This is a genomic window from Candidatus Poriferisodalis sp. (genome assembly GCF_965204125.1).
Taxonomy (GTDB): domain Bacteria; phylum Actinomycetota; class Acidimicrobiia; order Acidimicrobiales; family Poriferisodalaceae; genus Poriferisodalis.
In genome coordinates this window covers 1,200,783-1,225,358 of the sequence record NZ_OZ241968.1, presented here as the reverse complement: position 1 = coordinate 1,225,358, position 24,576 = coordinate 1,200,783, and the positions used below count along the sequence as shown (strand labels likewise).

The following is a 24,576-nucleotide window of genomic DNA, read 5'->3' as shown; positions in this document are numbered from 1 at the left end:
CCCATGGCGTCGTGTGAGTTGATGACTGAGAAGCCCGAGCACACCAAGTCCAGGGCCGCCAAGTGGTGGTGCTTGCTGGCCGTGCTGGCTGCCGTGAGCCTGCTCGCGGCGGCCTGCGCAAGCGACGCCGATGACAGTGCCGCCGACGAACCGACGCCAGACACAGCACAGCCCGCAGCCACCACTGCCGTCGACGACGGAGATCTCGGCGAGCTGAACGAATCTGCCTCGAGTGCGGACGAAACCGGTGCCGACGAGGACGGGTCCTCGGCTGGAGCCCAGCCAGGCGAGAACGACACATCGGCAGGTGGCTCCGACACGGAAGACGGCTCGACTGAAGACGGTTCCGCCAGCGCAGGCGTGACGGCGCCCGCTGATGACGTCGAGGTCGCAGCCCTGCATCGGTTTGACGAGTGCGGCGCAGTGCTCGACTACATCCACGAAAACGCGGCGGCGGCTGTGGGCCCGTGGGGCCTGGGCGGCGACTTCGGCTTCGGAGGCGATGTGCTGGAGGCTGAGGCGGCTGCCGATGACTCGGCGGGGGCCGGAGCGGTGTCGCCGCAGCCGGGGGTCGACTACAGCACGTCCAACGTGCAGGAAGCGGGAATCGACGAGCCCCACGTGCTCAAGACCGACGGTCGGCGCATGGTGGTGGCGAGCGAGAACCGCGTGCACATGGTGGACGTGACGGGCCCCGAGCCGACACTGATCGCCTCTGTCCAGCTCGATGATCACTGGGTTTCGAACCTGCTGCTGCACGGCGACCGCGTGCTCGTGTTCGCGTCGCAGTGGGACATCATCGTGCCGTTCGTCGAACCGGGCGGCGAGCCCAGCGGCACCGAGCCGGCACCGAGCTGGGGGCCGACAACCGAGATCGTCGAGATCGATCTGAGCGGTGCCACTCCACGGGTCACCAGACGGCTGGACATCGAAGGCAACTACATCGGCGCCCGCCTCACCGATGGCGTGGTGCGGGTGGTCACCACCTCACGCCCGCGTGCGATTCACTGGGCCATCCCCCAGACGGCCGACCTCGGCGCGCAGGAGCGCTCGACCGGGGCCAACCGCGATCTCATTGTCGGCACCACGCTCGATGACTGGCTGCCGCGCTACGTCTTGAACGACGACACCGGCACGCCCGTCTCAGGCGGGCGCCTCGCTGACTGCGACCGCGTTTGGGCGCCCCCGCACTACGCGGGCCCGGGCACGCTCAGCGTCACCACTATCGACATCGCTGACGACGGGCTGGCCGGGGCGATGGACACCACGACGATCATGTCCGACGGCAGCACGGTGTACGCCTCACACGATCACCTCTACGTGACCACGACGCGATGGCACGACTGGGGCGTCGAGCCGGCAGGCCCCGGCGACGGCACGCCCGTCGAGACCGAGATCCACATGTTCGGCACCACCGGGCGAGCCACGAGCACCTACGTCGGCTCAGCGTCGGTGACGGGCACCGTGCTGAACCAGTACTCGATGTCGGAGCACGAGGGCCACCTGCGCATTGCGACCACCACCGGCCAGCCCTGGTGGACCTGGCGCGCCGAGGTCGCCCCCGAGTCCGAGAGCCTCGTGACGGTGCTCGCGGTCGGCCCCGACGGCCTCGCCGAGGTCGGCCGCGTCGACGGGCTCGGTGTGGGCGAGCGGATCTACGCAGTGCGGTATCTCGGCGACATCGCCGCGGTCGTGACGTTCCGCCAGGTCGATCCGCTGTACCTGCTCGACCTGTCCGACCCGACCGCACCGGCAGTGCGCGGCGAGCTGAAGATCACCGGCTACTCGGCGTACCTCCATCCGCTCGGCGCCGACCTGCTGCTCGGCGTCGGCCAGGAGGCCACCGAGGAGGGCTTCACCGTGGGCACCCAGGTGTCGCTGTTCGACATCGCCGATCTGGACCAGCCGCAGCGAATCGCCCAGTGGACCGCCCCGGGCGGCCACAGCCAGGTGGAGTTCAACGCGCTTGCTTTCCTGCACTGGCAGCCGAGCGATCTGGCCGTGCTGCCGCTGAACCAGTATCCGTTCGACGACAGCGGCAGCGAGCCCCCGTTCATCGGCGCCGTGGCGCTGGGAACGGCAGGCGCGGAGCTCACCGAGCGCGCACGCATCAGCCACGCCGACCCGCCGCTGCGCAAGTGCCGCGAGTCGCGCGAGATCATCGTCAGCCCCGACGGCACCGAGGAGCCCGGCCCGTGGGAGCGCTATTGCTGGTTCGACACCGACTGGCAGGCGCAGGTGACCGCCAGCGCCGTGGTCGGCGACCGGCTCTACCTCGCATCGAACAAGGCGCTCGAATCGGTCTGGCTGGACTCGCTGGAACGCGCCTCGCTGCTCACCTGGGCCCGCTGAGCGACAATTCCGGGCGCGATACGCGCACGCATCGGCCATAGTGATGCCGTGACCGGGGCCGAAGATCCAGCAGAGCAGCCGATCGTCGTGTGGGACGGTGCGCCGAACCTGCACAACCCGCTCCTGCTGGTGGCGTTCGAGGGCTGGTTCGACGCCGGCGAGTGCGCCACCGGCGCCCTGACGTGGATCCGTGAGCGAAGCGAGGCACGCAGGGTCTGCCATATCGACCCCGAGGAGTTCTTCGACTTCCAGGAGAGCCGCCCGCACATCGAGATCACTCCCGACGGGGAGCGCCGCATTCGCTGGCCGGAGATCGAATGCCATGTCGTGCCCGCTGCCCCGCCGCACGATCTCGTGCTGCTCTCGGGCATCGAGCCGCGGATGCGCTGGCGCACGTTCTGCGAAGGGGTGGCGGAGATCGCCCGCGGACTCGGCTGCCAGATGGTGGTGACGCTCGGGGCGATGGTCGCTGGTGTGGCCCACTCTCGGACCGCCTCGGTGAAGGGCAGCGCCGCCAACGGGGAGCTGGCCGCTCGCCTAGGCCTCGACAGCCCCACCTACCAGGGTCCCACCGGCATCATCGGCACGTTGCACGACGTGCTGGATCGGGCTGCGTTTCCTGTGGTGTCGCTGCGCGTGGGGGTGCCCCACTACGTCGCGGGCCCGCCGAATCCCAAGGGCACGCGGGCGCTGCTGGCCCACTTCGAGACGGTCACCGGCGTGAGGACCGGCTACCGCGAGCTGGACAGCAGCGTGCAGACCTGGGAGCAGCGGGTCGATGAGGCGGTGGCGCGAGATCCCGAGATCGTGGCCTACATCCGCCAGCTCGAGGCCGAGGCCGACCGCACCGCCGAGGAGAATCTGCCGAGCGGCGATGACATCGCGCTGGAATTCCAGAAGTTCCTGGCCGAGCAGCGCGAATCGCCTCCCGACGAGCCGTCGTAGGGTTCTCACATGGGCGGCAGCACGTTCGGGGAGCGCTTCGCGGTCACCACGTTCGGCGAATCGCATGGCGGGGCGCTGGGGGTGATCATCGACGGCTGCCCCGCACGCATCGAGTTGAGCGAAGCCGATGTGCAGATCGACCTGGACCGTCGACGCCCCGGCCAGAGCCGCATCGTGACCCAGCGCCAAGAAGCTGACCGGGTGACGATCCACTCGGGTGTCTTCGAAGGCCTCACGCTGGGCACACCCATCGGCATGACCGTGGCCAACACCGATGCCCGGCCCGGCGCGTATGCCGAGATGGCCACCAAGTACCGGCCGAGCCACGCCGACTACACCACCGAGGCCAAGTACGGCATCCGCAACTGGCAGGGGGGCGGCCGGGCATCGGCTCGTGAGACCGTCGGCAGGGTTGCGGCAGGTGCCGTGGCTCGGAAGATCCTGGCGATGGCCGGGGTGGAGGTACTGGGCTGGGTCAGCTCGGTCAGCGACATCAACGCCGATGTCGATCCTGCGGAGTTGACCCGCGACGACGTGGAGGCCGACCCGACGCGCTGCCCCGACGCCGCAGCCGCCGCTCGAATCACCGAGGCCATCGACGCTGCCCGCCACGACGGCAACTCGCTGGGCGGGGTGGTGGCCTGCGTGGCGCGTGGCGTGCCGCCGGGCTTGGGTGAACCGGTCTTCGACAAGCTGGACGCCGAGCTGGCCGGCGCGGTGATGTCGCTGCCGGCGGCCAAGGGCATGGAGATCGGCAGCGGCTTCGCCGGAACGCTGATGACCGGTCGCACCCACAACGACGAGTTCGCGCCCGGCCCTGACGGCCGACCGGTCACGGTCACCAATCGCAGCGGCGGCATCCAGGGCGGCATCAGCAACGGCGCCGACATCGTGCTGCGTGTGGCCTTCAAGCCCACTGCAACGATCGCGAGCGAGCAGAAGACGGTGACCAGCTCAGGCGAGGCCACGGTGCTCGCCGCCCGCGGCCGCCACGATCCGTGCGTGCTGCCCCGGGCGGTGCCGATGGTCGAGGCGATGGTCTGCCTGGTGCTGGCCGACCACCTCCTGCGCCAGCAGACAACCCAGCTCGCAGACGCTCCTTCGCCGCCGCAGCCATCCGGCTGACGGTCAGCCGATGGACATCGCACAGATTGCGCTCGTCGCGGCCGCGGGCGTGGTGGCGGGCGTGGTGAATGCCATGGCAGGTGGGGGTTCGCTGCTGACGGTCAGCCTCCTCACGGTGGTCGGCGATCTCGGCGGGCTGGTGGCCAATGGCACCAACCGCATCGGCGTCGTCACGCAGAACCTGGCGTCGGTGGCCGGCTACCGGTCCGAGGGTGTGTCGGGTCTGCGCCGCTCGGTGCCCGTGCTGCTGCCGGCGCTGATCGGCTCGGTGATCGGTGCCTATGCCGTCTCCAGCCTGCTCAGCGACACAGCCTTCGAGCGGGTCTTCGGCATCTTGATGGTGCCGTTGCTGATCCTGAGCCTGTGGCCGCCCAAGGCCCGCGGCGACGAGATTGTCTGGCCGAGGGCGCTGACCGTGGCGGTGTTCTTCCTGATCGGGGCCTACGGCGGCGCGTTTCAAGCAGGTGTGGGGCTCTTGCTGGTGCTGGCGCTGTCGCACGCCGGGCTCGACTTGGTGAACGCCAACGCAGTCAAGGTGGTGGTGATCGCTGTGCTGACCATGGTGGCCGTGCCGGTGTTCATCCTGAACGACCAGGTGCACTGGGGATTCGCCGTCATCGTGGCCGCCGGCTTCGCTGTGGGCGGCTGGCTGGGTGCCCGCTGGGCGGTGCGCGGCGGCGAGCGGCTGATCCGGCCCGTGCTGGCCGTCGCGGTGCTCGGCCTCGCCGGCCGCATGATCGGCCTGTACTGAGCCCGGGGCCCGAGCGGCCCGTGAGCGCAGCGAACAAGAGCGGGAAGCCAGCACGGCTGGGCGCGTAGGGTCACGCCGTGATATTCGAACTGGACGCCGAACGGGTTCGGAACCGCCCGGGCATCAAGTGGGGACGCGAAGGCCCGGACGTGCTGGCGGCATGGGTCGCCGACATGGACGTAGAGCTGCCCGCAGTCGTGCTCGACGCCGTGCGCGAGCGCATCGACTCGGGCGGCCTGGGCTACGACTTCTACGACCAGCCGATCCCCGTGCTGCGTGTGTTCGCCAAGCGCATGGGTGAGGCGTTCGGCTGGCAGGTCGACCCGCTCGACGTCGTGCGGGTGCACGACGTGATCCAAGGCTTGGAGCTGGCGATCACCTACTGCACCGAGCCCGGCGACGGCGTCATCTTCCAGACGCCCGCCTACCCGCCGTTCTTCTCCAGCGTCGAGGGGCACGGCCGCCGGGTGGTGCCCAACCCGCTCATCCGCCACGACGACGGATGGCAGCTCGATCTCGACCATTTCGAATCGGTGGCGTCGGCGCCCGATGTGACGGCCGTGATCCTGTGCCAGCCCCACAACCCGTGCGGCATGGTGCTCGACGCCGACGACATCGCCGCGGTGATCGACATCGCCGAGCGCCACGACCTGGTGGTGATCTCCGACGAGATCCACTGCGATCTGGTGTACGCGCCCCGACGCCACGTCCCGGTGGCGTCGGTCAGCGAGCTGGCCTCGGAGCGGACGGTCACCGTCACGGCTGCCACGAAGTCGTTCAACATGGCGGGACTGCGGATGGCGTTCCTGCATTCGGCGTCGTCGCGCTACGGCCCGATCGTCCGCAAGATCCCGAAGCGGCTGATCGGCGGCATCGGCATCCTCGGGCAGGTCGCCACCATCGCCGGCTGGACCGAGGCACTGGACTGGCTGGACGAGCTGGTGGCCGGGCTGGACAGCAACCGTCACCTGCTGGCGGAACTGCTGGCGGAGCGGCTGCCCGAGGTGAGCTACCGGCCGCCCGATGCCACCTACCTGGCGTGGATGGACTGCCGCGAGCTGGGCCTGGGCGACGACCCTGCCTCGGTGTTCCTCGGGCGGGGTCGCGTGTACCTGAACTCCGGGCTTGACTTCGGGCCCGAAGGCGCGGGCCACGTGCGGCTCAACTTCGCCACTTCGCCTGCGATGCTCGACGAGGCGACCGCGCGCATGGCCAAAGCCATCGGCCGCTAGCCGCTCAGTCGTCGGCGATCTGTTCGGAATCGCCTCTGCGGGCTTGGTGGCGCAGCACGAGCGTGTAGCCCACGATCGCGACGGCGGCGAAGCTGAACCACTGCACCGTGTAGCCCAGGTGCGGTCCGGCGTCGAGCTCCGGCGGCACGGGCTGGGGTACCGCGACGCCGGGCATGCTGGCTCCGAGCTCGATCCGCGAACCATTGGCGTCCCTTGCGCTGACGAGCTCGAGATAGACCGGCGCAAGGTCGAGCGTGGTTTGCTGGTCGATGCGCTCGACGTCTGTCCGCGCCAGCGATTCCAGTCGTCCTTGAGCCGGGTCGGACGGTCCAAACCGGCCCCGCTCCTGGCTGAAACGGATGCGGCCGGTGATCTGGGTGGCTCTCACGAGCCGAGACCCGATGACGCCGATCTCCCCATCCAGCCACGCTGTGCAGGCCCGTTGGGGCAGCCATCCTTCGACCAAGAGCACGCCGTGCGGCTCGGCGCTGCCACTCCGTGTCGCCGCGACGGGTGATGCCAAGTGACAGCCGGGCAAGCCGTTGAGGCTGCGACCACGGATCTGTACTCCTTCGTGCCAGTAGCTCCGGCCGTCCCGGTCGACGGGCAGGGTCACCAGCCGATGCTCGAGCTCGTCTGCGAGATCAGTGTGCGATACGGCTTCGAAGAAGCGGTCGGCATCGAGGGGTTGCATGTTTTGGCGCTCGGTGATCGCTGCGTTGCGGCCGCTCACCTCGTTATGTCGGCTGAGCTGCCAGAAGCCTGCGATCACGAAGATCACCAGCAGGCCGCCGGCGAGCGCGTGGCCGGCCAGCCAGATCGGCTTCCGGGCGAAGCTGTACACGGCCCGAACCTATTGGGGCCGCTGCTGGCCGCCCTCGCGCACCTCGACGCGGGCGATGCCGCCTGCGGGTTCGAAGCCCAGCACCTGGCCGAGGAAGGACAGCTCGGCTTCGAGCGCAGCCACGATGTTGGGTCCGCGGCGAAAGCCGTGCCCCTCGCCCTCGAACAGCAGGTAGGCGTGCGGCACACCCGCATCCGCGAGGGCCGCCACCACCTGTTCGGACTGGCTCTGGGGCACCACCCGGTCCTCGGTGCCTTGCAGCACGATCATCGGGGTCCGCAGCTGGTCGGTCCGCCAGATGGGGGACCGCTCCCGGTACAGGTCGGCCTGCTCGGGCCAGGCGCCGATGAGCCCGTCGAGGTAGCGGGCCTCGAACTTGTGGGTGTCGCGGGCGAGCGCTTCCAGATCGGCGACCCCGTAGCGGGAGACGCCGGCGGCGAACACGTCGCTGCCGGTCAGCGCGCACAGCGTGGTGTAGCCGCCTGCGGAGCCGCCCTTGATGACCAGGCGCTGGGCGTCCACAGCACCTTCGGCGGCCAGGTGGAGTGCCGCAGCGATGCAGTCCTGCGTGTCGACGACGCCCCACTGGCCCCGCAGCAGGTTGCGGAAGGCAGTGCCGTAGCCGGTGCTGCCTCCGTAGTTCACGTCCACCACGGCGATGCCGCGGGTGGTCCAGTACTGGATGCCCAGGTCGAGCGAGCTGCGGGCCGAGCCGGTGGGCCCGCCATGGCTGAGCACTATGAGCGGCGGCAGCTCGTCCGGCTGCACGGTCACGGCCGAATTGACAGGTGGGAAGAAGAAAGCGTGGGCTTGGCGTCCATCGTCGCTGTCGAAGGTGAATGCCTCCGGGACCGACACGTCGCTGGGCTCGAGTGCTGACGGCTCGCTCGCGCTGAGCTGGCGGTGGCTGCCGTCGGGTGCGATCTCCACGACGGCGGCTTGGCGGGTCCAGCCGGCGGCCACGGTGACGACCGATCCGCCGGCCGTGACCGCCAGGCGGCCGAAGTCGGTGAACCCACTCGGCATCTCGTCCAGTTGCCCATCGCGAATGGTGCCGAGGTGACCGACACCGCCCGATGTCCAGGTGCACCACAGCGTCCCGTCGTCGCTCCAGCCATAGGTGGCCTGCGCGAAGACCCATGCCGGCACGCCGAACTCGCGGCCGGCCGCTGGGTCGTCGAGCACCGGTGCGGTAGCACCCGTTTCGATGTCGACGCGGTGGATCGACCACCAGCCGTCGACATCGGTGACGGTGTGGAGCTCACCGTCAGGGCTCCAGGCTGGTTGGCCCAGGGCGGGACCGTCGCACAGCACCCGGTCGGTGCCCGGCACCGGTGCGCCGTCGTGCAGGTCCACCAGGTGCAGGCGCGTGTGGTCCCACGGCATGTTCGGGTGATCCCAGCTGAGATAGGCCAGCTTGGACCCGTCCGGCGCGGACCGGGGCGATGAGTAGAAGTCGGCGCCGGTGGCTATGACGCTGACCGTCCCGTCCAGGCGGATCGCGACGAGCTCGTTGCGCGGCTCGTTTCCCGCGTCGTCGTGGGTCTCACGCACCCACACGCTGACCGGGTCGACAGCCGCGGCGCTGACGACGCCGTGCGGTGCGGGCACCAGCGCGGGGTCGGCGTACCGCAGCCCCCTCGGGATGTCTGGTTCCGGGGTCACCGCACGCGGCGCGGCCTCTCCGGTCGCGTCGAACAGCCGCACCCGGTGGTCGCCCATGCAGCTGGCCAGCACGAAGTGGCTGCCGTCAGCTGCCTCGAACGGCAGCCAGGCGCCGCCGCCGTATTCGTGGACGGCGGTGCGGATGTCTGCCTCCGCGGAATGGGGAACGTCGACGGGCCCTGCACCGGGCTCGTCGAGGCGCAGCCGCACCACGGCACCTCGCCCGAAGTCGAGAGGCCGCTCTTCCACCCAGTAGGCCCAATCGCCGGCTATGCGCGGCTCGGTGCGGCGCACAGCGCCTGCGGCGACATCGGCTGCCTGCAGCGGCGACGACCACGCACCATGCGGAAAATCCCCGGAACTGCTGGGGTATCGGGCCGCATCATCTTGACAATCCGATGGCGAACTCATAGGTTCCTCGTTGGTTCAGACGAACTGCCGCGGTCACTCACAGTGGGCAGATTCCGCGGCAGTGTGAGCGTGCGCTCCGGGTTTTCCACCGGCCCGTGACGCGCCAGTGGACCGGGGGAGCGCCCACCAACTCCCTCGGTCCACACATGCCCGTACGGCCACAGTTCAGAAGTCTTCCTCGGCTGTGGTCGCCGGATCGTGCTGAGCCAGGATGGTTTGCAGCGACAGCTCGGTGGCACGCAGGCGCCCTTCGCAGTGCGCGATCAGCAGCGAGGCTCGCTCGACCTGCGAGGCCAGCGTGTCGATGTCGACATCGTCGTTCTCGAGGCTGGCCAGGATGGTTTCGAGCTCGGCCATTGACTCGGCGTAGCCGCCGAAGTCGGCATCGCCCGGGTCCGCGCCAGCGCGATCGTCGGCGTCTTCAGCCATCAGTTGTCCTTCCCGTCGTCGGATCGTCAGCCAGCCTGTTGGGCTCATCGCCGGTCGTGTGGTCGTCTCGCACAACGCTTGCGAACACGGCGTGCTGGGTCTCGGTGGAGATCGTGTCGCCAGCGGCAGGCATCTCGCGCACGATGCTGCCGTCGGCCGCGCGCGTGATCGAAAAACCCCGGGCCAAGGTTCGCTTGGGCCCAACCGCCGACACCAGTGCCGATGCAGAGCGCAGCCGGGCCTTCGCGGTGCCGAGGCGTCGCGCCGAGGCTCGTTCCAGCCGGGGTCGTTGGGACGCGAGCGACACCGCGCCGCGCTGCACATGGGTACGGCTGCGCTGCAGCGCTTGGCGGGCGCCGGCGAGTGTGCCGGCCGCAGCGCGGCAGTGACGCTGCGTGTGGTGGCCCAGCCGTAGCCGAGCCTCGCCGAGCCAGGCGCGCGGGCGGGCAAGGCGACGCTCGGCCAGCAGGCTCAGCGCGCTGCGAGCAGTGGCGAGGCGTGCCGCTGCGGCAGCGGCCCGGGAGCGGGCCAGCCGGTCCACCTCGCGACGGGTTCGAGCCAGGCGTTCGTCGAACGCGGCGACGTGGGCGACCAGCGCGGCGGCACAAGCGGTCGGCGTCATGGCGGCCGTGTGTGCCACCTGGTCGGCCACCGAGGTGTCGATCTCGTGGCCGATCCCGCAGAACACCGGCAGCGGGCACAGCGCAATGGCCTTGGCCACGCTTGCGAGGTCGAACGCCAGCAGGTCGGTGCGGTCGCCCCCGCCGCGCACCACCGCGATCACGTCGACATCGGCCTGCCCCAGCGTCCCCAGCGCCGCCACCAGATCGGCCTCAGCCGTGACGCCCTGCACTCGGGCGTCGCACAACAGCACGTCGAACGCGTAGCCGCTCGCCGCCAGTTCATGGGTGAAGTCGGCGTGGGCCGCGCTGCCGTCGGCCGTGACGAGCCCGACGCGCAGCGGCACCAGCGGCAGCGGCACAGCGGCGTTGCGCCGCAGCAGCCCCGATTCGGCCAGCTCGGCGAGGATCCGCTCGCGGTCGGCGGCCAGCACGCCCAGGGTGAAGTGCGGGTCGACGCCGCTCATGATGAGCTGCACCTGCCCGCTGCCGGCGTAGTACTCCACTTCGGCGCGGATCCGCACCTCGATGCCGTCGTCGAGCGTCAGACCGCCTGCTGCGGCGAGGTCGCGGTTCACCAGGCGTTGGCGTCCCTTGAACAGCGCCACCCGCATGCGTGCGCCCCGGCGATCATTGCCCGAACCCGGCTCGATGAGGTTGAAGTAGATGTGGCCGCTCGCCGCCACTGAGTAGCCGATGATCTCGCCGCGCACCCAGACCTCGCTGGGGAAGGCCTGCTTGATCGTGTCGCCGACTGCGGCCGTCAGGTCCGAGACCGACCACGTGCCGTCGGGCTGGCCTGCCGGGTCCCCGGCTGCGGCCCTGATGCCTTCGACAGCGCTGCTCACGGCTCTGAGGCTGTCACGAATTCGTCCGCGTCGCGACCGAATTACGCCACGCCGGCCGGGCTGCGAGCCAAGCGGTCAGCCGTGCAGGCGTCGATAGGGTGCGCTGCGGAAGGTTGCCAGAGCGGACGAATGGGGCGGTCTCGAAAACCGTTGTGGCCTTCGGGTCACCGTGGGTTCGAATCCCACACCTTCCGCCACACACCGGCCGCTCCCGAGCGTCGTGCGGCTGCGCCGTGAGCGAATCAGCGGTGGGCGCTGAAGAACTCGCTGAGCAGTGTGCCGCACTCGTTTTCGAGCACGCCACCTACTACCTCGGCGTTGTGGTTGAAGCGGGGGTCCACCAGCAGGTTGTAGTGCGTTCCCGCAGCACCCGCCTTGGGGTCGTAGGCCCCGAACACCACCCGGGCCACCCTGGCTGACAGTGCAGCCCCCGCGCACATCGGGCACGGTTCGAGCGTCACGGCCAGCGTTGCGCCGCTCAGCCGCCAGTCGCCGATCGCCGCGGCGGCATCGCGCAGGGCCAGCACCTCGGCGTGTGCAGTGGGGTCGTTGGTGGTCTCGCGCTCGTTGTGCCGTGCGGCCAGCACCTGGCCGTCGACGATCACCACAGCGCCGACCGGCACCTCGCCGGCCGCCGCAGCCAGCCGGGCTTGCTCCAACGCGAACTCGATGGCTGCTTCGTCTGTCACACCCGCAGTGTGGCCGCTGCTGCCCAGTGTCAAGCGGCAGTGTCAGGCGGTCGAGATGCCGCGCCGCCGTTTGGCTCGTTCACGCATCCGGGCGTGGGCTTCGGGCGTGCCGTCGTGGAAGGTGCCGAACAGCTTGTCGAGCGGCACGGGTCGGTTGCCGTAGTTGCACTCGAAGTAGCGATGATGCAGGTGGTGGAAGTAGTCGGCTCCGGCCATCGTGGGCCCCTCGCGCTTGCCGATCTCGAAGCGCTCGAATCCCGAGTGGGAGAACGAGGTGGCAACGGCGTTGGACAGCAGCGTGAGGATCAGGATGAACGGGTGGGCGGGCACCACCCACCACAGCACGATCATGCTGAGGTACATCATGTGCTCGACCGGGTGCATCGACAGCCCGCTCCACGGCCCGGTGTTCACGTTGCGGTGATGCAGGTAGTGCACGTGGTCGTAGACCCAGCGCATGTGCAGCACCCGGTGGATGCAATAGAAGTGCACCACCGACCACAGCGACGCGCTCACCGTGAGCGCGCAGATGTACGGCCACCAGGTGCTCCACTCCACCGACGGGATCCAGTCGTTGGCGTAGAACCACATGGTCAGCGCCTCATAGGCCGACCAGACTGCGCAGCCGCTGACCAGGCACCAGAAGATGTTGTCGCGGGTCTGGTTGTTCCACAGGAACGTCCGGTTGGTGGTGCTGAGCCACTGGCGGTTGTACTTGTAGCGCTGCTGCTGCACCCGCCTCACGTACAGCGCCACGTGCAGCGTCCCCGCAACCAGCGTGAACAGCACCACGTTGCGGACGTAGATCTCCAAGATCCACCTGGGGTGCAGGCTGGCCATGCGCTCCATGGACGGCGTGAAGAAGTTCCACACCACCGCCGACATCGCCACCCAGAGCATTCCCTGGGGGAGCATCATGAGCGAGATGTGCCGCAGGGTCGCCAGCGGCCGCGGCGGCCAGTCCAGGATCGTGGACACCGAGATGGGCAGGTCCGGCTCGTAACCCTTGGCGTCCCGAGTGGGCAGCCCGGAGCTGGTCATCACTGCTCAGTCTGACATGCGGAGAGTGTGGGATTCGAACCCACGGAGGCCGATGAAAGCCTCACACGCTTTCCAAGCGAGCCCATTCGTCCACTCTGGCAACTCTCCGTACCGATACACCGTTCGCACGTCGATCGGTGTGAGGCAGGCGTGTCGCCGTCTGGCGAGGCGGCCAGGCGATCTGCGGCACACAACGAGGTCCGCTGAGAGCTGCTGCCTCCCGGCCCTGACTCGGTTCACGGGTCGCCGTCGCACAGTACCCGGCCGCCACGTCAGACGGCGACACGCCCCGAACGATAACCGCAGAGCCGCCGGATCGGTCACAGTCGGGGCCTAGCGGCCCCGTGAGCGACAGCGAACAAGAGCGGCAAGCAATTGGAGGTCAGAAAGCGGTCGGCGAATCTCCGCCCGGCCTCCGGGGCCTAGCGGCCCCGTGAGCGACAGCGAACAAGAGCGGCAAGCAATTGGAGGTCAGAAAGCGGTCGGCGAATCTGCGCTCGGCCTCTTAGGATCGCCGCGAGATGCAGCACCAGTCGCTTTACCGGAGGTTCCGGCCTCAGCGGTTTGCGGAGGTGGTCGGACAGCCGCACCTGGTTCGGGCCTTGCGCAACGCCGTACGCGAGGATCGTGTCGGGCACGCGTACCTGCTGAGCGGTCCCCGCGGCACCGGCAAGACATCCACGGCCCGCATTCTGGCCAAGGCACTCAACTGCGAGGCGCTGACCGACGACGGGGAGCCGTGCGGCATCTGCGACAGCTGCATTGCCGTTGCGGCGGGCACCTCGATGGACCTCATCGAGCTCGACGCGGCGTCCAACAACTCGGTGAACCACATACGGGACATGACCGAGAAGGCGGCCCTGGTCAGCGCCGGGCGTCGCAAGGTGTACCTGCTCGACGAGGTGCACATGCTCTCGGCGGCGGCATCCAATGCGCTGCTCAAGACGTTGGAGGAACCGCCGTCCCACGTGGTGTTCATTTTGGCCACCACCGATCCGAACAAGGTGCTGCCCACCATCCGCAGCCGCACCCAGCAGTACGAGCTGTCGCTGGTGGGCGCCGACGAGATGGCGCCGCATGTGCGAGCCATCGCCGAAGCGGCCGGGGCGCCGGTCGACGATGTTGTCGTCGACTATGTGACAGATCGCGGTGCCGGGTCGGTGCGCGATGCGCTGTCGGCGCTCGACACGGTGCTGGCGGCAGGCGGCATCCCCGACGATCGCACCGATGTGAACGCGCTGGTGCAGGCGCTGGCGCGCGCCGACCTGGCCGCGACGCTCATCGCAGTGGCCGCGGCCACTGCTGCGGGCGTCGATGCCCGCGACCTGGCCGAGCGAACCGCCCGCCGCCTGCGTGACATGTTCCTGGTGGGTGCCGGCGTGGAGCCCGCTGAGCTGCCAGCGGCTGACATCGCCTCGGCGCGGGAGCTGAGCAATGCGATGGGCCGCCGTGCCAACGTGCGAGCACTCGAGGCGCTCGGCAGCGCCTTGGCACAGATGCCCCAATCGGCCGACCGTCGCCTGACGCTGGAAGCAGCGCTGGTGGGCCTGCTCGCCGATGAAGCACTGGGCGCAGGCACGCCCGACGCTGCACCGCCCGCCTCAGCGCCAGCCCGTGGTGAAGCCGGCGCTCCAGCGCCCCCCGCCGCCGGCCCCGCTGCCGCCCGGGCAGCAATGGCCGCAACCACCGCGCCCCCCTCGCTAGATGCCCCGCCCGCAGCCCCCCCGCCCCCGCCTGTGCCCCCTGCACCGGCTGCGCCGCCCGCTCCGGCTGAGTCCGTTGCTGCGCAGGTGCCTCCCGAACCTCGGCCGGATCCGGCGACCGAGGCCGCTGCCGCGCCCTCGCCTCCCGCTACGTCGCCCGGCGCGGACGCGCAGCCGCCTACGACGGCCGAGCCTGCACCGGCCTCCGGCTCGGCGATGACAGCTCCCGAGCTCCAACGCATGTGGGAGTCCCTGATTGTTGGGAAGCTGCGTCCGGTCGCCGCAGGTCTATTCCGTGACGCAACCGTTCTCGCTCACGAGCGCAATGTGGTGACCGTCCGGCTGAACGAAGGCGTGCCCCTTGCGCAGGCCCGCCGTCGCGGCAACGAGGTGGAGCCCATCCTGTCGGAGTTGCTCGATCAAACAGTTCGCCTCGAGGTGTCCGATCCAAGCAGTGCACCTGGTCCTCCGCCCGGGGACGTTGCGCAACCGGCCGAGACTGCCGGCCCGACCCCATCAGTGCCTTCGCAGGAATCCGCCGCGCCTGCATCCTCGCAACAGGACAAGGTGCAACGGATCGTGGATCGCTTCCCCGGCTCCGTCGTGGTCCGCGACGACGAGAGTGCAACCTGACAGCCTTGACTGACCACCAGCGGCGGGGACCGACGTGTACGACGACGCTGTCGAAGACCTGATCGACGAACTCAGCCGCCTGCCCGGCATCGGCCCCAAAGGCGCCCAGCGCATCACGTTCTGGCTGCTCAAGCGACCGGCAGCCGATGCCCATCGCCTCGCCGCAGCCATCACCGCTGCCAAGGACCGGGTGGGCTTCTGCAGCCAATGCTGGAACCTCAGCGAGACCGACCCGTGCCCCACCTGTGCCGACCCGGCCCGGGCCATCGGGATGATCTGCGTGGTGGAGGAACCGCGGGACGTGGTTGCGATGGAGAAGGCGGGCTTCCGGGGGCGCTATCACGTGCTCGGCGGCGCCCTGAACCCGCTCGAAGGTGTCGGGCCCGAGCAGCTGCGCATCCGCGAACTGCTGGCCCGCCTCGACAGCGAGTCGGTGGCCGAGCTGATCGTGTGCACCAACCCGAACATCGAGGGCGACACGACGGCCATGTACCTCGCTCGCCAGCTCGAGCCGCTCGGCGTGCAGGTCACCCGGCTTGCCAGCGGCCTGCCGGTCGGCGGCGACCTCGAATACGCCGACGAGCTCACCCTCGAACGGGCCCTCCGCAACCGCCGCACCCTCACCCCGTAAATCGCTGGACGGGTTGGCTGGCGCTGCCTACGGTCCGGCCGACACTTCCCCGGCGGCCTGCACTCCCAAGGAGTGCCATGGCTGCCTTCGATCCCCACAACCGAACATCACGCGACCTGCCGGTAGCGGTGTTCCGTCCGTCGCCGCCCGAGCGTGTGATGGTGGCCGGCCCGTGCCACGCCCGAGCACTGTGCCTGAGTGCCGGGGCGTCGCCGCGGGGCGTCGCTGCGGTGTTCGTGGATCCGTGCGGCGCGCTGCTGGCGATCGCCACCGCACCGGCGGCCGTCGTCGGGGCGATGCTGGTCGACCCGGCCCCGTTCGCCCGGTTGACCGAGCTGCTCGCAGCGAGCCGCATCTACCTGGAGGTTCCCGCCGCCGACGCCGCTGCGATCAGCGATGCCGTGCAAGCCGCCCTCTGGCCGCTCTGTGTTGCCACCGAAGTGCTCGCCCGACCCGAGGCCGCCTGAGCCAGCTCGCGCCCCTGCCGTTGCGAGGCATCGGTGAGGAGGGATCGACTGGACTGGGCGGCTATGCAACTCGCAGGACGACGGCGTCGCCTTGGCCGCCGCCCCCGCACAGTGCTGCCGCCCCTAGTCCGCCGCCCCGGCGGCGCAGTTCGCTGGCAAGGGTGAGTGCCAGACGGGCACCCGACATGCCGATGGGATGGCCGAGCGCCACCGCACCGCCGTTCGGGTTCACGATCTCCGACGACACGCCCAGGTCCTCCGTCGACGCCACGGCCACCGCAGCGAAGGCCTCGTTGATCTCGAACAGCGACAGGTTGTCGATGTCCAGATCGGTGCGCCCCAGCGCACGGCGGATCGCATTTGCCGGCTGGTGCAGCAGGCACGTGTCGGGCCCCGCCACCATGCCGTACGACACCACTTCGGCCAGCGGCTCGATGCCGCGCTCGGCTGCCGCCTCGGGCGACATGACCACCAGTGCGCAGCCGCCGTCGGAGATCTGCGATGCATTGCCGGCCGTGACCGCACCGTCGGATGCGAACGCCGGCCGCAGGCCCGACAGGCTCTCGGGCGTCGTCCCGGGCCGGATGCCTTCGTCGTCGAGCACGGTCAGCGGATCGCCGCGGCGCTGAGGGATGCTGACGGCCACGATCTCGTCGTCGAAGCGGCCGTCCTTCTGCGCGGCCGCAGCGCGTTCGTGCGACTGCGCGGAGTACTCGTCCATTGCGCTGCGCGAGATCCCCGCACTCGCCGCGTCCCGCTCGGTGCCGTCGCCCATGTGACCGTCGTCGAAGGCGCACCACAGGCCGTCGTGGATCATCGCGTCGAGCACGGTGCCCGAGCCCATGCGCATGCCGTTGCGGCCGTCGGGCAGCAGGTACGGCGCGTTGGTCATCGATTCCATGCCGCCCGCCACGACCACGTCGGCGTCGCCGGCCGCGATCATCTGGTCGGCCATGTAGATGGCGTTCAGGCCCGACAGGCACACTTTGTTGATGGTGATGGCCGGCACTTCCATGGAGATGCCGGCGTGGGTCGCAGCCTGCCGGGCGGTGATCTGGCCTTGGCCGGCCTGCAGCACCTGTCCCATCACCACGTAGTCGACATCGCCGGCCGCAACGCTGGACCGCTCCAGCGCCCCCTCGATCGCAATGCCGCCGAGCTGTGCGCCGGTGAGGCCGGCCAGCCCGCCGTTGAACTTGCCGATCGGCGTGCGTGCGCCCCCGATGATGACCGAACCGGCCCCCGCATCACGAGCCATAGCAACCCCCTCGCTTGCACCGATGCGCCACCCCGCAGGGTCGGCCACCGGCCTGTGAACGGCGAGTGTACGAAACGGCCTGCGAGGCTGCCTGAGCGCCGGTTGAAAGTGGAACTTGCAGCTCTCGCGCGCCGTTAGCGTTCTGGCCCGTGAAGCAGTTCGCTGATGCCATCGATGCCGGCGCGTCCGGTCCTGAACTTGAGGCCATGCCGATCCCGGAGAGCTTCAGGGCTGCCTACGTAGTACGCGACGAGCAGACGATGTTCGAAGGCCGTGCCTCGGCTGACAAGGATCCGCGCGAGGCCACCCACATCGGCGAGGTCGCCACGCCCGAGCTCGCGCCCGACGAGGTGTACATGGCGGTGATGGCCAGCGCCATCAACTTCAACACCGTGTGGACCTCGATCTTCGAGCCCCTGCCCACGTTCGGCTTCCTGGACCGGCTGGGCCGGGAGAGCCGCTGGGGTGCCCGCCACGCGCTCGACTACCACGTGCTCGGCTCCGATGCGTCGGGCGTCGTGCTGCAGTGCGGATCGGCGGTGCGCAATTGGCGCCCCGGCGACCGGGTGGTCGTTCACTGCAACTACGTCGACGATCAGGATCCCGCCGCCCACGAAGACTCGATGAAGGCCTCCAACCAGCGGATCTGGGGCTTCGAGAGCAACTTCGGCGGCCTCGCGGACCTCACCATCGTCAAGGCCAACCAGCTCATGCCCAAGCCGGCGCACCTGTCCTGGGAGGAAGCGGCAGTGAATGCGCTCTGCGCCGCCACCTCGTACCGGATGCTGGTGGGCGACAATGCCGCTCGCATGAAGCAGGGCGACTCGGTGCTCGTCTGGGGCGCCACGGGCGGGCTGGGCGGCTACGCCTGCCAGCTCGTGCTCAACGGCGGCGGCGTGCCCATCGGCGTGGTCAGCTCGCCCGACAAGGCGGAGCTGCTGGGCCAGCTCGGCGTGGAGCACGTCATCGACCGGAGCGCCGAGGGCTACCGCTTCTGGAGCGACGCCAACACCCAGGACGAAGGCGAATGGCGGCGCTTCGGCAAGCAGGTGCGCAGCCTCATCGGCGACGACCCCGACATCGTGTTCGAGCACCCCGGCCGGTCCACCATGGGTGCATCGGTGTTCGCCGCCAAGCGCGGCGGCACCGTCGTGACGTGTGCCGCCACCAGCGGGTACATGATCGAATACGACAACCGGCACCTGTGGATGAAGCTGAAGCGGATCGTGTCGAGCCACTTCGCCAACTACGCCGAGGCGTGGGCGATGAATCGCCTGATCGATCAGGGCCGCATCCAGCCGATCCTGTCGAAGACGTTCACGCTCGACGAGACGGGCTTGGCCGCTTGGCAGGTCCACCACAATCTGCACGAGGGCAAGCTGGGCGTGCTGTGCTTGGCTTCGGAGCCGGGGCAGGGCATCACCGATCCGGAGAAGCGCGAACGGATCGGCGAAGACCGCATCACGCTGTTCGCCCGCCATGCAGCCTCGCTGGAAGCCGCTGAAGGGGTAGCCCGATGATCCTGACCGAGATCGACCACGTTGCCATTGCCGTGAACGACCTGGACGCCGCCGTCGCGTACTACAGCGAGGCCTTCGGGGCCGAGGTGGCCCACCGGGAAGTCGTCGAGAGCGACGGTGTGGAAGAGGCGCTGATCAAGGTGGCGGACAGCTACATCCAGCTCACTGCCGCCACCAGGCCCGATTCGCCGATCGCCAAGTTCCTCGAGCGCAGGGGCGAGGGTCTGCACCACATCGGCTACCGGGTGGACGACTGCGCTGCGGCGCTCGAGGCGATGATCGACGCGGGCGCGGTGCCCATCGACACGGCACCCCGGCCGGGATCGCGTGGCACCACGGTCGCATTCGTCCACCCGAAAGGCAATCTCGGCACGCTCGTGGAACTCGTGGAGGAATAGGCTCGTTCCTGTTGGGCGCGGGCGCACGAGACGTTCCCGCCGCCTGCGCTCAGGGAGGAACCACATGACCGTACTCACGAGACGATTGGCGATCGTGTTCGCTGTGCTGGCGGTCTTCGCCGCAGCGTGCACGGGCAGCGACGATCCTGCGCCGACGACTGCTGCAGCACCGGCAACGACGGCTGCGGCCGAAGAGCCGGCCGACGACATGGACGACGCTGAGCCGTTCAAGATCGGGCTCGTCACCGACACCGGCAAGGTGGACGACAAGAGCTTCAACCAGTCGGCCTGGGAAGGCGCTCAAGAGGCCGCCGCCGCACTGGGTGTGGAAGCGAACTACATCGAGACCGAAGAGGCCAAGGACTACGAGAACAACATCAACCTGTTCGTCGAGGACGGCGCCAACGTCATCATCACGGTGGGCTTCGGTCTCGGCGATGCCACCATCGCTGCCGCACAGGCCAACCCCGACATCTTCTTCATCGGTGTCGACCAGTTCCAGGCCGAGGCCATGCCCAATCTGGCCGGGCTGATCTTCCCCGAAGACCAGTCGGGCTTCCTCGCTGGCGCGCTCGCCGGCATGCTCACCGAAACCGACATCGTCGGTGCGGTGCTCGGTACCGATCTGGTGCCGCCCGTGGTGGCCTTCAAGGAAGGCTGGGAGCACGGCGCCCGGTACACCAACCCGGACGTGCAGACGATCTCCACCTACCACCCTGGCGGTCTTGACGTGGCCTTCGGCGACCCGGACTGGGGTGCGGCCACCGCCCGTCAGGCGCTGGACCAGGGCGCGGACATCATCTTCGGCGCCGGCGGCGCCACCGGCAACGGAGCGCTGATCGAGATCGCTTCGCAGGAAGGCGCTTACTGCGTCGGCGTCGACACCGACCAGTGGAACACCGTGCCCGAGGCGCAGCCGTGCTTGGTGACGAGCGCCATGAAGCTCATCACCCCGGGCGTGGCCGATCTCGTTGCCCAAGCGCACGCTGGCAGCTTCTCCGGGGGCAACTTCCTCGGCGAGGTCGGCCTGGCGCCGTTCCACGACTTCGACAGCATCGTCACCGACGAGATGCGGGCGACGCTCGACGAGGTGCTGGCTGGCCTGAACGCCGGCGAGATCGATACCGGATGGCCGCCAGGCTGATCCGGCGAGCCACGAGCTGAGCGGGACGCCGTGGACCGCGGGCACCTCACTTCGCCGTGAGCACGCCCGCGAGTCCACCGGCGCCCGCGACTGACGGCCGGCTCGAAACAGCAGGCGACGCTCGCCAGAGTTCCGTGCGTGCGCTGATGCGCGCCGCCGCGGTGCCGCTCGCATCGGTGGTGCTGGGACTCGCGTTGGGCGCAGTGCTCATCGCCGTGCAGGGCCACTCGGTGACGAGTGCCTATGGCGCGCTGGTGCTCGGCGGGGCGGGCGACGCCGACGCGCTGCTGCGCACCCTGCAGAAGGCGACACCGCTCGTCTTCGGCGGCCTGGCCGTTGCCTTCGCCTTCAAGGCGGGCCTGTTCAACATCGGCGGGCAGGGCCAGCTGCTGGTCGGCGCGGCATTCGCCGCGGGCGTGGGCTTCGGTCTCGAGGGCGTGCCGCTGGTGGTGCATCTCCCGCTGGCGCTGCTGGTCGGTGCTGCTGCGGGGGCTGCCTGGGGTGCCATTGCCGGCGTGCTGAAAGCCACGTCGGGCGCCCACGAGGTGATCGTCACGATCATGCTCAACTTCGTGGCCGGCAACCTCACCGACTGGCTGGCCGCGAACCCCTGGCAGGACCGATCCGGCTCCAACATCATCGCCCGGACCCCGCTGGTGGAGCCGTCAGCGGAGATCCCCACGTGGGGTTGGCTGCCGGCTGGCTTCGTGCTGGCGGTGCTGGCCGCATTCGCCTGCTGGTTCGTGCTGGAACGCACCACCTACGGCTTCGAGGTGCGCAGCGTGGGTGCGAACCGTCACGCCGCCCGGTATGCGGGCATCTCGGTGGGCTGGATCATGGCCTCGACCATGGCGGTGGCGGGGCTGCTGGCCGGCCTCGGCGGAGCGATCGAGTCGCTCGGCGTCGACGGCCGTTTCGAGGCCGGGGTGAATGTGGGCCTCGGCTTCGAGGGCATCACGATTGCGCTGCTGGCCCGCACCAACCCCATCGCGGTCATCCCGGCCGGCCTGCTGGTGGGGTTGATGGAAGCGGGCGCTGCCAAGATGCAGTTCGAGTCGGGCGTGGCGCCCGAGATCATCGACGTCATCCAGGCGCTGATCCTGCTGTTCGTGGCGGCGCCGTTGATCGTGCGCTGGCTGCTGCGGCTGCGTGATCGGCCCGATGCTCCGGATCGGCGCCTGACGCTCGGCGCGGGGTGGGGCCGATGACCGCCGGCGCCGGCCCGGATCTGGCGGCGTCGTCGGGAAACGCAGGCATGAGCGGCTGGTCGCCGCAGCGCGTGTGGTCGGTGGCGGGGGCCGTGGTGCTGGTGGCGCTGGTGTGGGGCTTCTACGCCTGGGACGGCGCGCAGACCACAGCGGTGCTCGGGGGCACCGTGCGTGCCGCCACCCTGCTGGTGCTGGGCGCCATGTGCGGGATGATCGGCGAGCGTTCGGGCATCGTGAACATCGGCATCGAAGGCCAGTTCCTGATGTCGGCGTTCACCGCGTTCACCGTGGCGTCGATGTCGGGCTCGCTCTTCTTGGGCGTTGTCGCAGGCGTCAGCACCGGTCTGGCGATGGGCTGGATGCTCGCTGCAATGTCGGTCGGGCTGCGAACCGACCAGATCATCGCCGGCACGGTCCTGAACATCGCGGCGCTGGGCCTGACCTCGTTCTTCTACGACCGGGGGCGTTCGCTGGGCCAGCCGAAGTATCAATCGATCGAGCTCGGCCCGCTCGCCGACCTGCCCGTCGTGGGCACGGCGCTGTTCAACCGCCCGCCGCTGACGTACTTGGCGCTCGTGCTGGTCGTGGTGCTCCACGTGCTGCTGCTGCGCTCGGTGTGGGGGATGCGCACGACCGCCATCGGCGAGCACCCTGGTGCCGCGGCCACCGTGGGCATCGATGTGATCCGGCTGCGCTATTTGAACGTGACGCTGGCGGGCGGCTTGGCCGGCCTCGGCGGCGCGTACTTGGCGCTGGAATCGGTGGGCACCTTCACCCGGGCGATGTCGGGCGGGCGGGGCTTCCTGGCGTTGGCCGTGATGATCTTCGGTCGCCGCACCCCGCTGGGCGCCTATGCGGCGGCGCTGTTCTTCGGCTTCACGACGGCGCTGCAAGGCCAGTTCCAGCTCAACGACACGTTCGACATCCCGGCGCAGTTCGTGGGGATGCTGCCGTTCGTGGTCACGATCATCGTGGTGGCCGCAGCAGGCCTGTTCGGCCGCATGCGCGACCCGGCTGCGCTGGGCCAGCCGTACGAGGTTCGATGATGGCGGCGACCGCTGTTTCGCAGGCTGAGCCTGAGGTGCTGCTGGCTGGCCACGGGATCACCAAGCGCTTCGGCCCGGTGGTGGCCAACGACGACGTCTCGGTCGAGCTGCGGCCTGGGCGGATCCTGGCGCTGCTGGGCGAGAACGGCGCGGGCAAGAGCACGCTCGTCAACGTGCTCTTCGGCCTGCACCGTCCCGATGCGGGCCAGGTCGTGATCGCCGACGAGAACGTGGAGCTGTCGAGCCCGCACGACGCCATCGCTCGCGGCGTGGGGATGGTGCACCAACACTTCCAGCTCGTGCCGCCGATGAGCGTCGTGCGCAACATCGTGCTCGGTGCCGAGCCGCGCAAGCTCGGCATGATCGACGTGGCCCAGGCGCGCCGCCGGGTGATGGACCTGGCTGACCGCTTTGGGCTCCATGTCGACCCTGACGCGGCAGTGGAGGACCTGCCGGTCGGCGCACAGCAGCGGGTCGAGATCCTCAAGGCCCTGTACCGCGATGCGAAGGTGCTGATCGCCGATGAGCCCACAGCGGTGCTCACCCCGCAGGAGACTGATCACCTGCTCGACGTGCTGCGTGGCCTGACCGCCCAAGGCGTGGGCATCGTGTTCATCACCCACAAGCTGCGCGAGGTCATGGCAGCCGCCGACGACATCGTCGTGCTGCGCGAGGGCAAGGTGGTGGGCACCACCACACCAGCTCAGACCAGCGAGGCAGCGCTGGCGGAGCTGATGGTGGGCCGAGCGGTGGATCTGCACGGCGACCGGTTCGAGTCAGGTGCCACCGGCGTCGGATCGGCGGTCTCGACGGCGGCGGTCCCCAGTGACGAAGCTCCGGTCGCCGAGGTCGGCGAGCGGGCGGTGGTGCTCGACATAGCTGGCCTCTGCACCGATGACGATCGCGGCCAGCGAGCCGTCGACGAGCTGTCGCTCACGGTGCGCGCCGGCGAGATCGTCGGTGTCGCTGGCGTGGAGGGCAACGGCCAGCGGGAGCTGGTGGAAGCCATCACCGGCCTGCGCCACGCCACGGCCGGCACCGTGTCGATCAGCGACCGGGATGCGTCGGGTGCCCGGCCGCGCCAGGTCACGGTGATCGGCGTGGGGCACATCCCCGAGGACCGGGCCAAGCACGGCCTCATCGGCTCCTACTCCGTGGCCGACAACTCTGTCCTCAACCGCTACTTCAAGCGGCCCTTCGCAGCCGGCGGCATGCTGCGGCGCGACCGCATCGACTCCCACGCCCGCGACGTCGTGGCCACGTTCGACGTGCGGACGCCCGATGTGGAGTCCCCGGCCGACAGCCTGTCGGGCGGCAACAAGCAGAAGCTCATCGTGGGCCGCGAGTTCTCCGACGAGATCGACCTGCTCATTGCGGCCCAGCCCACCCGCGGCATCGACATCGGTGCCATCGAGTTCATCTGGCGCCGCATCCGCGAGCGTCGCGACGAGGGCACGGCCGTGCTGCTGGTGTCCGCCGAGCTCGACGAGGTGCTGGCCCTTAGCGACCGGGTTGCCGTCATGTACGAGGGCCGCATCGTGGCAACAGTCGATCCCCGCACCGCCACCCGCGAGGAGATCGGCCTGCTCATGGCCGGCGCAGCCAGCAGCAGCTAG

General features: G+C 69.5%; 21 protein-coding genes, 2 tRNA genes and 1 other RNA gene. 15 read left to right on the top strand and 9 right to left on the bottom strand.

The features are described from left to right. Positions 1 to 21 precede the first annotated feature (21 nt). From ACOGXD_RS05725 to ACOGXD_RS05705, 5 genes are all read left to right on the top strand, one after another. Positions 22 to 2,352: a beta-propeller domain-containing protein gene (locus tag ACOGXD_RS05725; protein ID WP_419916942.1), complete on the top strand. Its 2,331-nt coding sequence runs from the start codon at positions 22 to 24 to the stop codon at positions 2,350 to 2,352. 48 nt (positions 2,353 to 2,400) lie between these two features. After that, positions 2,401 to 3,297 (top strand): PAC2 family protein, encoded by an 897-nt coding sequence (locus tag ACOGXD_RS05720; RefSeq protein ID WP_419916941.1) that lies wholly within the window; start codon positions 2,401 to 2,403, stop codon positions 3,295 to 3,297. Positions 3,298 to 3,306: 9 nt separating this feature from the next. Then, positions 3,307 to 4,422 (top strand): chorismate synthase, encoded by a 1,116-nt coding sequence (gene aroC / locus ACOGXD_RS05715; RefSeq protein ID WP_419916940.1) that lies wholly within the window; start codon positions 3,307 to 3,309, stop codon positions 4,420 to 4,422. A 10-nt stretch (positions 4,423 to 4,432) separates the two neighbouring features. Beyond that, on the top strand, positions 4,433 to 5,173 hold the full coding sequence (locus tag ACOGXD_RS05710; protein WP_419916939.1) for a sulfite exporter TauE/SafE family protein: 741 nt from the start codon (positions 4,433 to 4,435) through the stop codon (positions 5,171 to 5,173). Positions 5,174 to 5,250: 77 nt separating this feature from the next. Next, complete coding sequence (locus ACOGXD_RS05705; RefSeq protein WP_419916938.1) at positions 5,251 to 6,405, top strand: MalY/PatB family protein; 1,155 nt, start codon at positions 5,251 to 5,253, stop codon at positions 6,403 to 6,405. A gap of 4 nt (positions 6,406 to 6,409) precedes the next feature. On the opposite strand, the gene ACOGXD_RS05700 is transcribed toward ACOGXD_RS05705, so the two are convergent. The 4 genes from ACOGXD_RS05700 to xseA all read right to left on the bottom strand — a co-directional run bounded on the left by ACOGXD_RS05700 (position 6,410) and on the right by xseA (position 11,222). Continuing rightward, on the bottom strand, positions 6,410 to 7,249 hold the full coding sequence (locus ACOGXD_RS05700; RefSeq protein WP_419916937.1) for an SURF1 family protein: 840 nt from the start codon (positions 7,247 to 7,249) through the stop codon (positions 6,410 to 6,412). Positions 7,250 to 7,258: 9 nt separating this feature from the next. Continuing rightward, a complete protein-coding gene (locus ACOGXD_RS05695; protein ID WP_419916936.1) occupies positions 7,259 to 9,325 on the bottom strand; it encodes a S9 family peptidase in 2,067 nt (688 codons plus the stop codon). 165 nt (positions 9,326 to 9,490) lie between these two features. Beyond that, positions 9,491 to 9,754 carry an exodeoxyribonuclease VII small subunit gene (xseB, locus tag ACOGXD_RS05690; protein WP_419916935.1) on the bottom strand — a complete coding sequence of 88 codons (264 nt, stop codon included), beginning with the start codon at positions 9,752 to 9,754 and terminating at the stop codon, positions 9,491 to 9,493. Next, positions 9,747 to 11,222: an exodeoxyribonuclease VII large subunit gene (gene xseA / locus ACOGXD_RS05685; protein WP_419916934.1), complete on the bottom strand. Its 1,476-nt coding sequence runs from the start codon at positions 11,220 to 11,222 to the stop codon at positions 9,747 to 9,749. The genes xseB and xseA overlap by 8 nt, the downstream gene beginning before the upstream one ends. A gap of 107 nt (positions 11,223 to 11,329) precedes the next feature. Here xseA and ACOGXD_RS05680 point away from each other — a divergent pair. Beyond that, positions 11,330 to 11,419: transfer RNA gene (locus ACOGXD_RS05680), tRNA-Ser, on the top strand. Positions 11,420 to 11,464: 45 nt separating this feature from the next. On the opposite strand, the gene tadA is transcribed toward ACOGXD_RS05680, so the two are convergent. The 4 genes from tadA to ffs all read right to left on the bottom strand — a co-directional run bounded on the left by tadA (position 11,465) and on the right by ffs (position 13,218). After that, the gene (gene tadA / locus ACOGXD_RS05675) at positions 11,465 to 11,911 is read right to left on the bottom strand and encodes a tRNA adenosine(34) deaminase TadA (RefSeq protein WP_419916933.1); all 447 of its coding nucleotides are present in this window, start codon (positions 11,909 to 11,911) and stop codon (positions 11,465 to 11,467) included. A gap of 42 nt (positions 11,912 to 11,953) precedes the next feature. Continuing rightward, positions 11,954 to 12,952 (bottom strand): sterol desaturase family protein, encoded by a 999-nt coding sequence (locus ACOGXD_RS05670; protein ID WP_419916932.1) that lies wholly within the window; start codon positions 12,950 to 12,952, stop codon positions 11,954 to 11,956. Between the two features lie 19 nt (positions 12,953 to 12,971). Next, a tRNA-Ser gene (locus tag ACOGXD_RS05665) sits at positions 12,972 to 13,060 on the bottom strand. A 59-nt stretch (positions 13,061 to 13,119) separates the two neighbouring features. Next, positions 13,120 to 13,218: signal recognition particle sRNA small type (gene ffs, locus ACOGXD_RS05660), an RNA gene on the bottom strand. A gap of 306 nt (positions 13,219 to 13,524) precedes the next feature. Between ffs and dnaX the strand changes: the two genes are divergently transcribed. From dnaX to ACOGXD_RS05645, 3 genes are all read left to right on the top strand, one after another. Beyond that, positions 13,525 to 15,288, top strand: coding sequence for a DNA polymerase III subunit gamma/tau (gene dnaX / locus ACOGXD_RS05655; RefSeq protein WP_419916931.1), 1,764 nt, complete (start codon positions 13,525 to 13,527; stop codon positions 15,286 to 15,288). 34 nt (positions 15,289 to 15,322) lie between these two features. After that, positions 15,323 to 15,919: a recombination mediator RecR gene (gene recR, locus ACOGXD_RS05650; RefSeq protein ID WP_419916930.1), complete on the top strand. Its 597-nt coding sequence runs from the start codon at positions 15,323 to 15,325 to the stop codon at positions 15,917 to 15,919. A gap of 77 nt (positions 15,920 to 15,996) precedes the next feature. Next, positions 15,997 to 16,386 carry a hypothetical protein gene (locus ACOGXD_RS05645; RefSeq protein ID WP_419916929.1) on the top strand — a complete coding sequence of 130 codons (390 nt, stop codon included), beginning with the start codon at positions 15,997 to 15,999 and terminating at the stop codon, positions 16,384 to 16,386. A 61-nt stretch (positions 16,387 to 16,447) separates the two neighbouring features. Here ACOGXD_RS05645 and ACOGXD_RS05640 read toward each other — a convergent pair whose 3' ends face one another. After that, a complete protein-coding gene (locus ACOGXD_RS05640) occupies positions 16,448 to 17,644 on the bottom strand; it encodes an acetyl-CoA C-acetyltransferase (protein WP_419916928.1) in 1,197 nt (398 codons plus the stop codon). A 206-nt stretch (positions 17,645 to 17,850) separates the two neighbouring features. On the opposite strand from ACOGXD_RS05640, the gene ccrA reads away from it, so the two are divergent. The 6 genes from ccrA to ACOGXD_RS05610 all read left to right on the top strand — a co-directional run bounded on the left by ccrA (position 17,851) and on the right by ACOGXD_RS05610 (position 24,576). Beyond that, positions 17,851 to 19,164, top strand: coding sequence for a crotonyl-CoA carboxylase/reductase (gene ccrA, locus ACOGXD_RS05635; RefSeq protein WP_419917360.1), 1,314 nt, complete (start codon positions 17,851 to 17,853; stop codon positions 19,162 to 19,164). Beyond that, complete coding sequence (mce, locus tag ACOGXD_RS05630; protein ID WP_419916927.1) at positions 19,161 to 19,562, top strand: methylmalonyl-CoA epimerase; 402 nt, start codon at positions 19,161 to 19,163, stop codon at positions 19,560 to 19,562. Before ccrA ends, mce begins: the two co-directional genes overlap by 4 nt. 64 nt (positions 19,563 to 19,626) lie before the next feature. Further along, a complete protein-coding gene (locus tag ACOGXD_RS05625; RefSeq protein ID WP_419916926.1) occupies positions 19,627 to 20,706 on the top strand; it encodes a BMP family lipoprotein in 1,080 nt (359 codons plus the stop codon). 56 nt (positions 20,707 to 20,762) lie between these two features. Next, a complete protein-coding gene (locus tag ACOGXD_RS05620) occupies positions 20,763 to 21,914 on the top strand; it encodes an ABC transporter permease (RefSeq protein WP_419916925.1) in 1,152 nt (383 codons plus the stop codon). Then, positions 21,911 to 22,960, top strand: a complete 1,050-nt coding sequence (locus ACOGXD_RS05615; protein ID WP_419916924.1) for an ABC transporter permease — start codon at positions 21,911 to 21,913, stop codon at positions 22,958 to 22,960. The genes ACOGXD_RS05620 and ACOGXD_RS05615 overlap by 4 nt, the downstream gene beginning before the upstream one ends. Continuing rightward, positions 22,960 to 24,576: an ABC transporter ATP-binding protein gene (locus tag ACOGXD_RS05610; protein WP_419916923.1), complete on the top strand. Its 1,617-nt coding sequence runs from the start codon at positions 22,960 to 22,962 to the stop codon at positions 24,574 to 24,576. The genes ACOGXD_RS05615 and ACOGXD_RS05610 overlap by 1 nt, the downstream gene beginning before the upstream one ends.

Coding starts and splice junctions, on each gene's coding strand:
- ACOGXD_RS05725 (WP_419916942.1), top strand. CDS start 22: ATGACTGAGAAGCCCGAGCACACCAAGTCCAGGGCCGCCAAGTGGTGG.
- aroC (WP_419916940.1), top strand. CDS start 3,307: ATGGGCGGCAGCACGTTCGGGGAGCGCTTCGCGGTCACCACGTTCGGC.
- ACOGXD_RS05710 (WP_419916939.1), top strand. CDS start 4,433: ATGGACATCGCACAGATTGCGCTCGTCGCGGCCGCGGGCGTGGTGGCG.
- ACOGXD_RS05695 (WP_419916936.1), bottom strand. CDS start 9,325: ATGAGTTCGCCATCGGATTGTCAAGATGATGCGGCCCGATACCCCAGC.
- xseB (WP_419916935.1), bottom strand. CDS start 9,754: ATGGCTGAAGACGCCGACGATCGCGCTGGCGCGGACCCGGGCGATGCC.
- ACOGXD_RS05670 (WP_419916932.1), bottom strand. CDS start 12,952: ATGACCAGCTCCGGGCTGCCCACTCGGGACGCCAAGGGTTACGAGCCG.
- ACOGXD_RS05645 (WP_419916929.1), top strand. CDS start 15,997: ATGGCTGCCTTCGATCCCCACAACCGAACATCACGCGACCTGCCGGTA.
- ACOGXD_RS05640 (WP_419916928.1), bottom strand. CDS start 17,644: ATGGCTCGTGATGCGGGGGCCGGTTCGGTCATCATCGGGGGCGCACGC.
- ccrA (WP_419917360.1), top strand. CDS start 17,851: ATGCCGATCCCGGAGAGCTTCAGGGCTGCCTACGTAGTACGCGACGAG.
- mce (WP_419916927.1), top strand. CDS start 19,161: ATGATCCTGACCGAGATCGACCACGTTGCCATTGCCGTGAACGACCTG.
- ACOGXD_RS05625 (WP_419916926.1), top strand. CDS start 19,627: ATGACCGTACTCACGAGACGATTGGCGATCGTGTTCGCTGTGCTGGCG.
- ACOGXD_RS05615 (WP_419916924.1), top strand. CDS start 21,911: ATGACCGCCGGCGCCGGCCCGGATCTGGCGGCGTCGTCGGGAAACGCA.
- ACOGXD_RS05610 (WP_419916923.1), top strand. CDS start 22,960: ATGGCGGCGACCGCTGTTTCGCAGGCTGAGCCTGAGGTGCTGCTGGCT.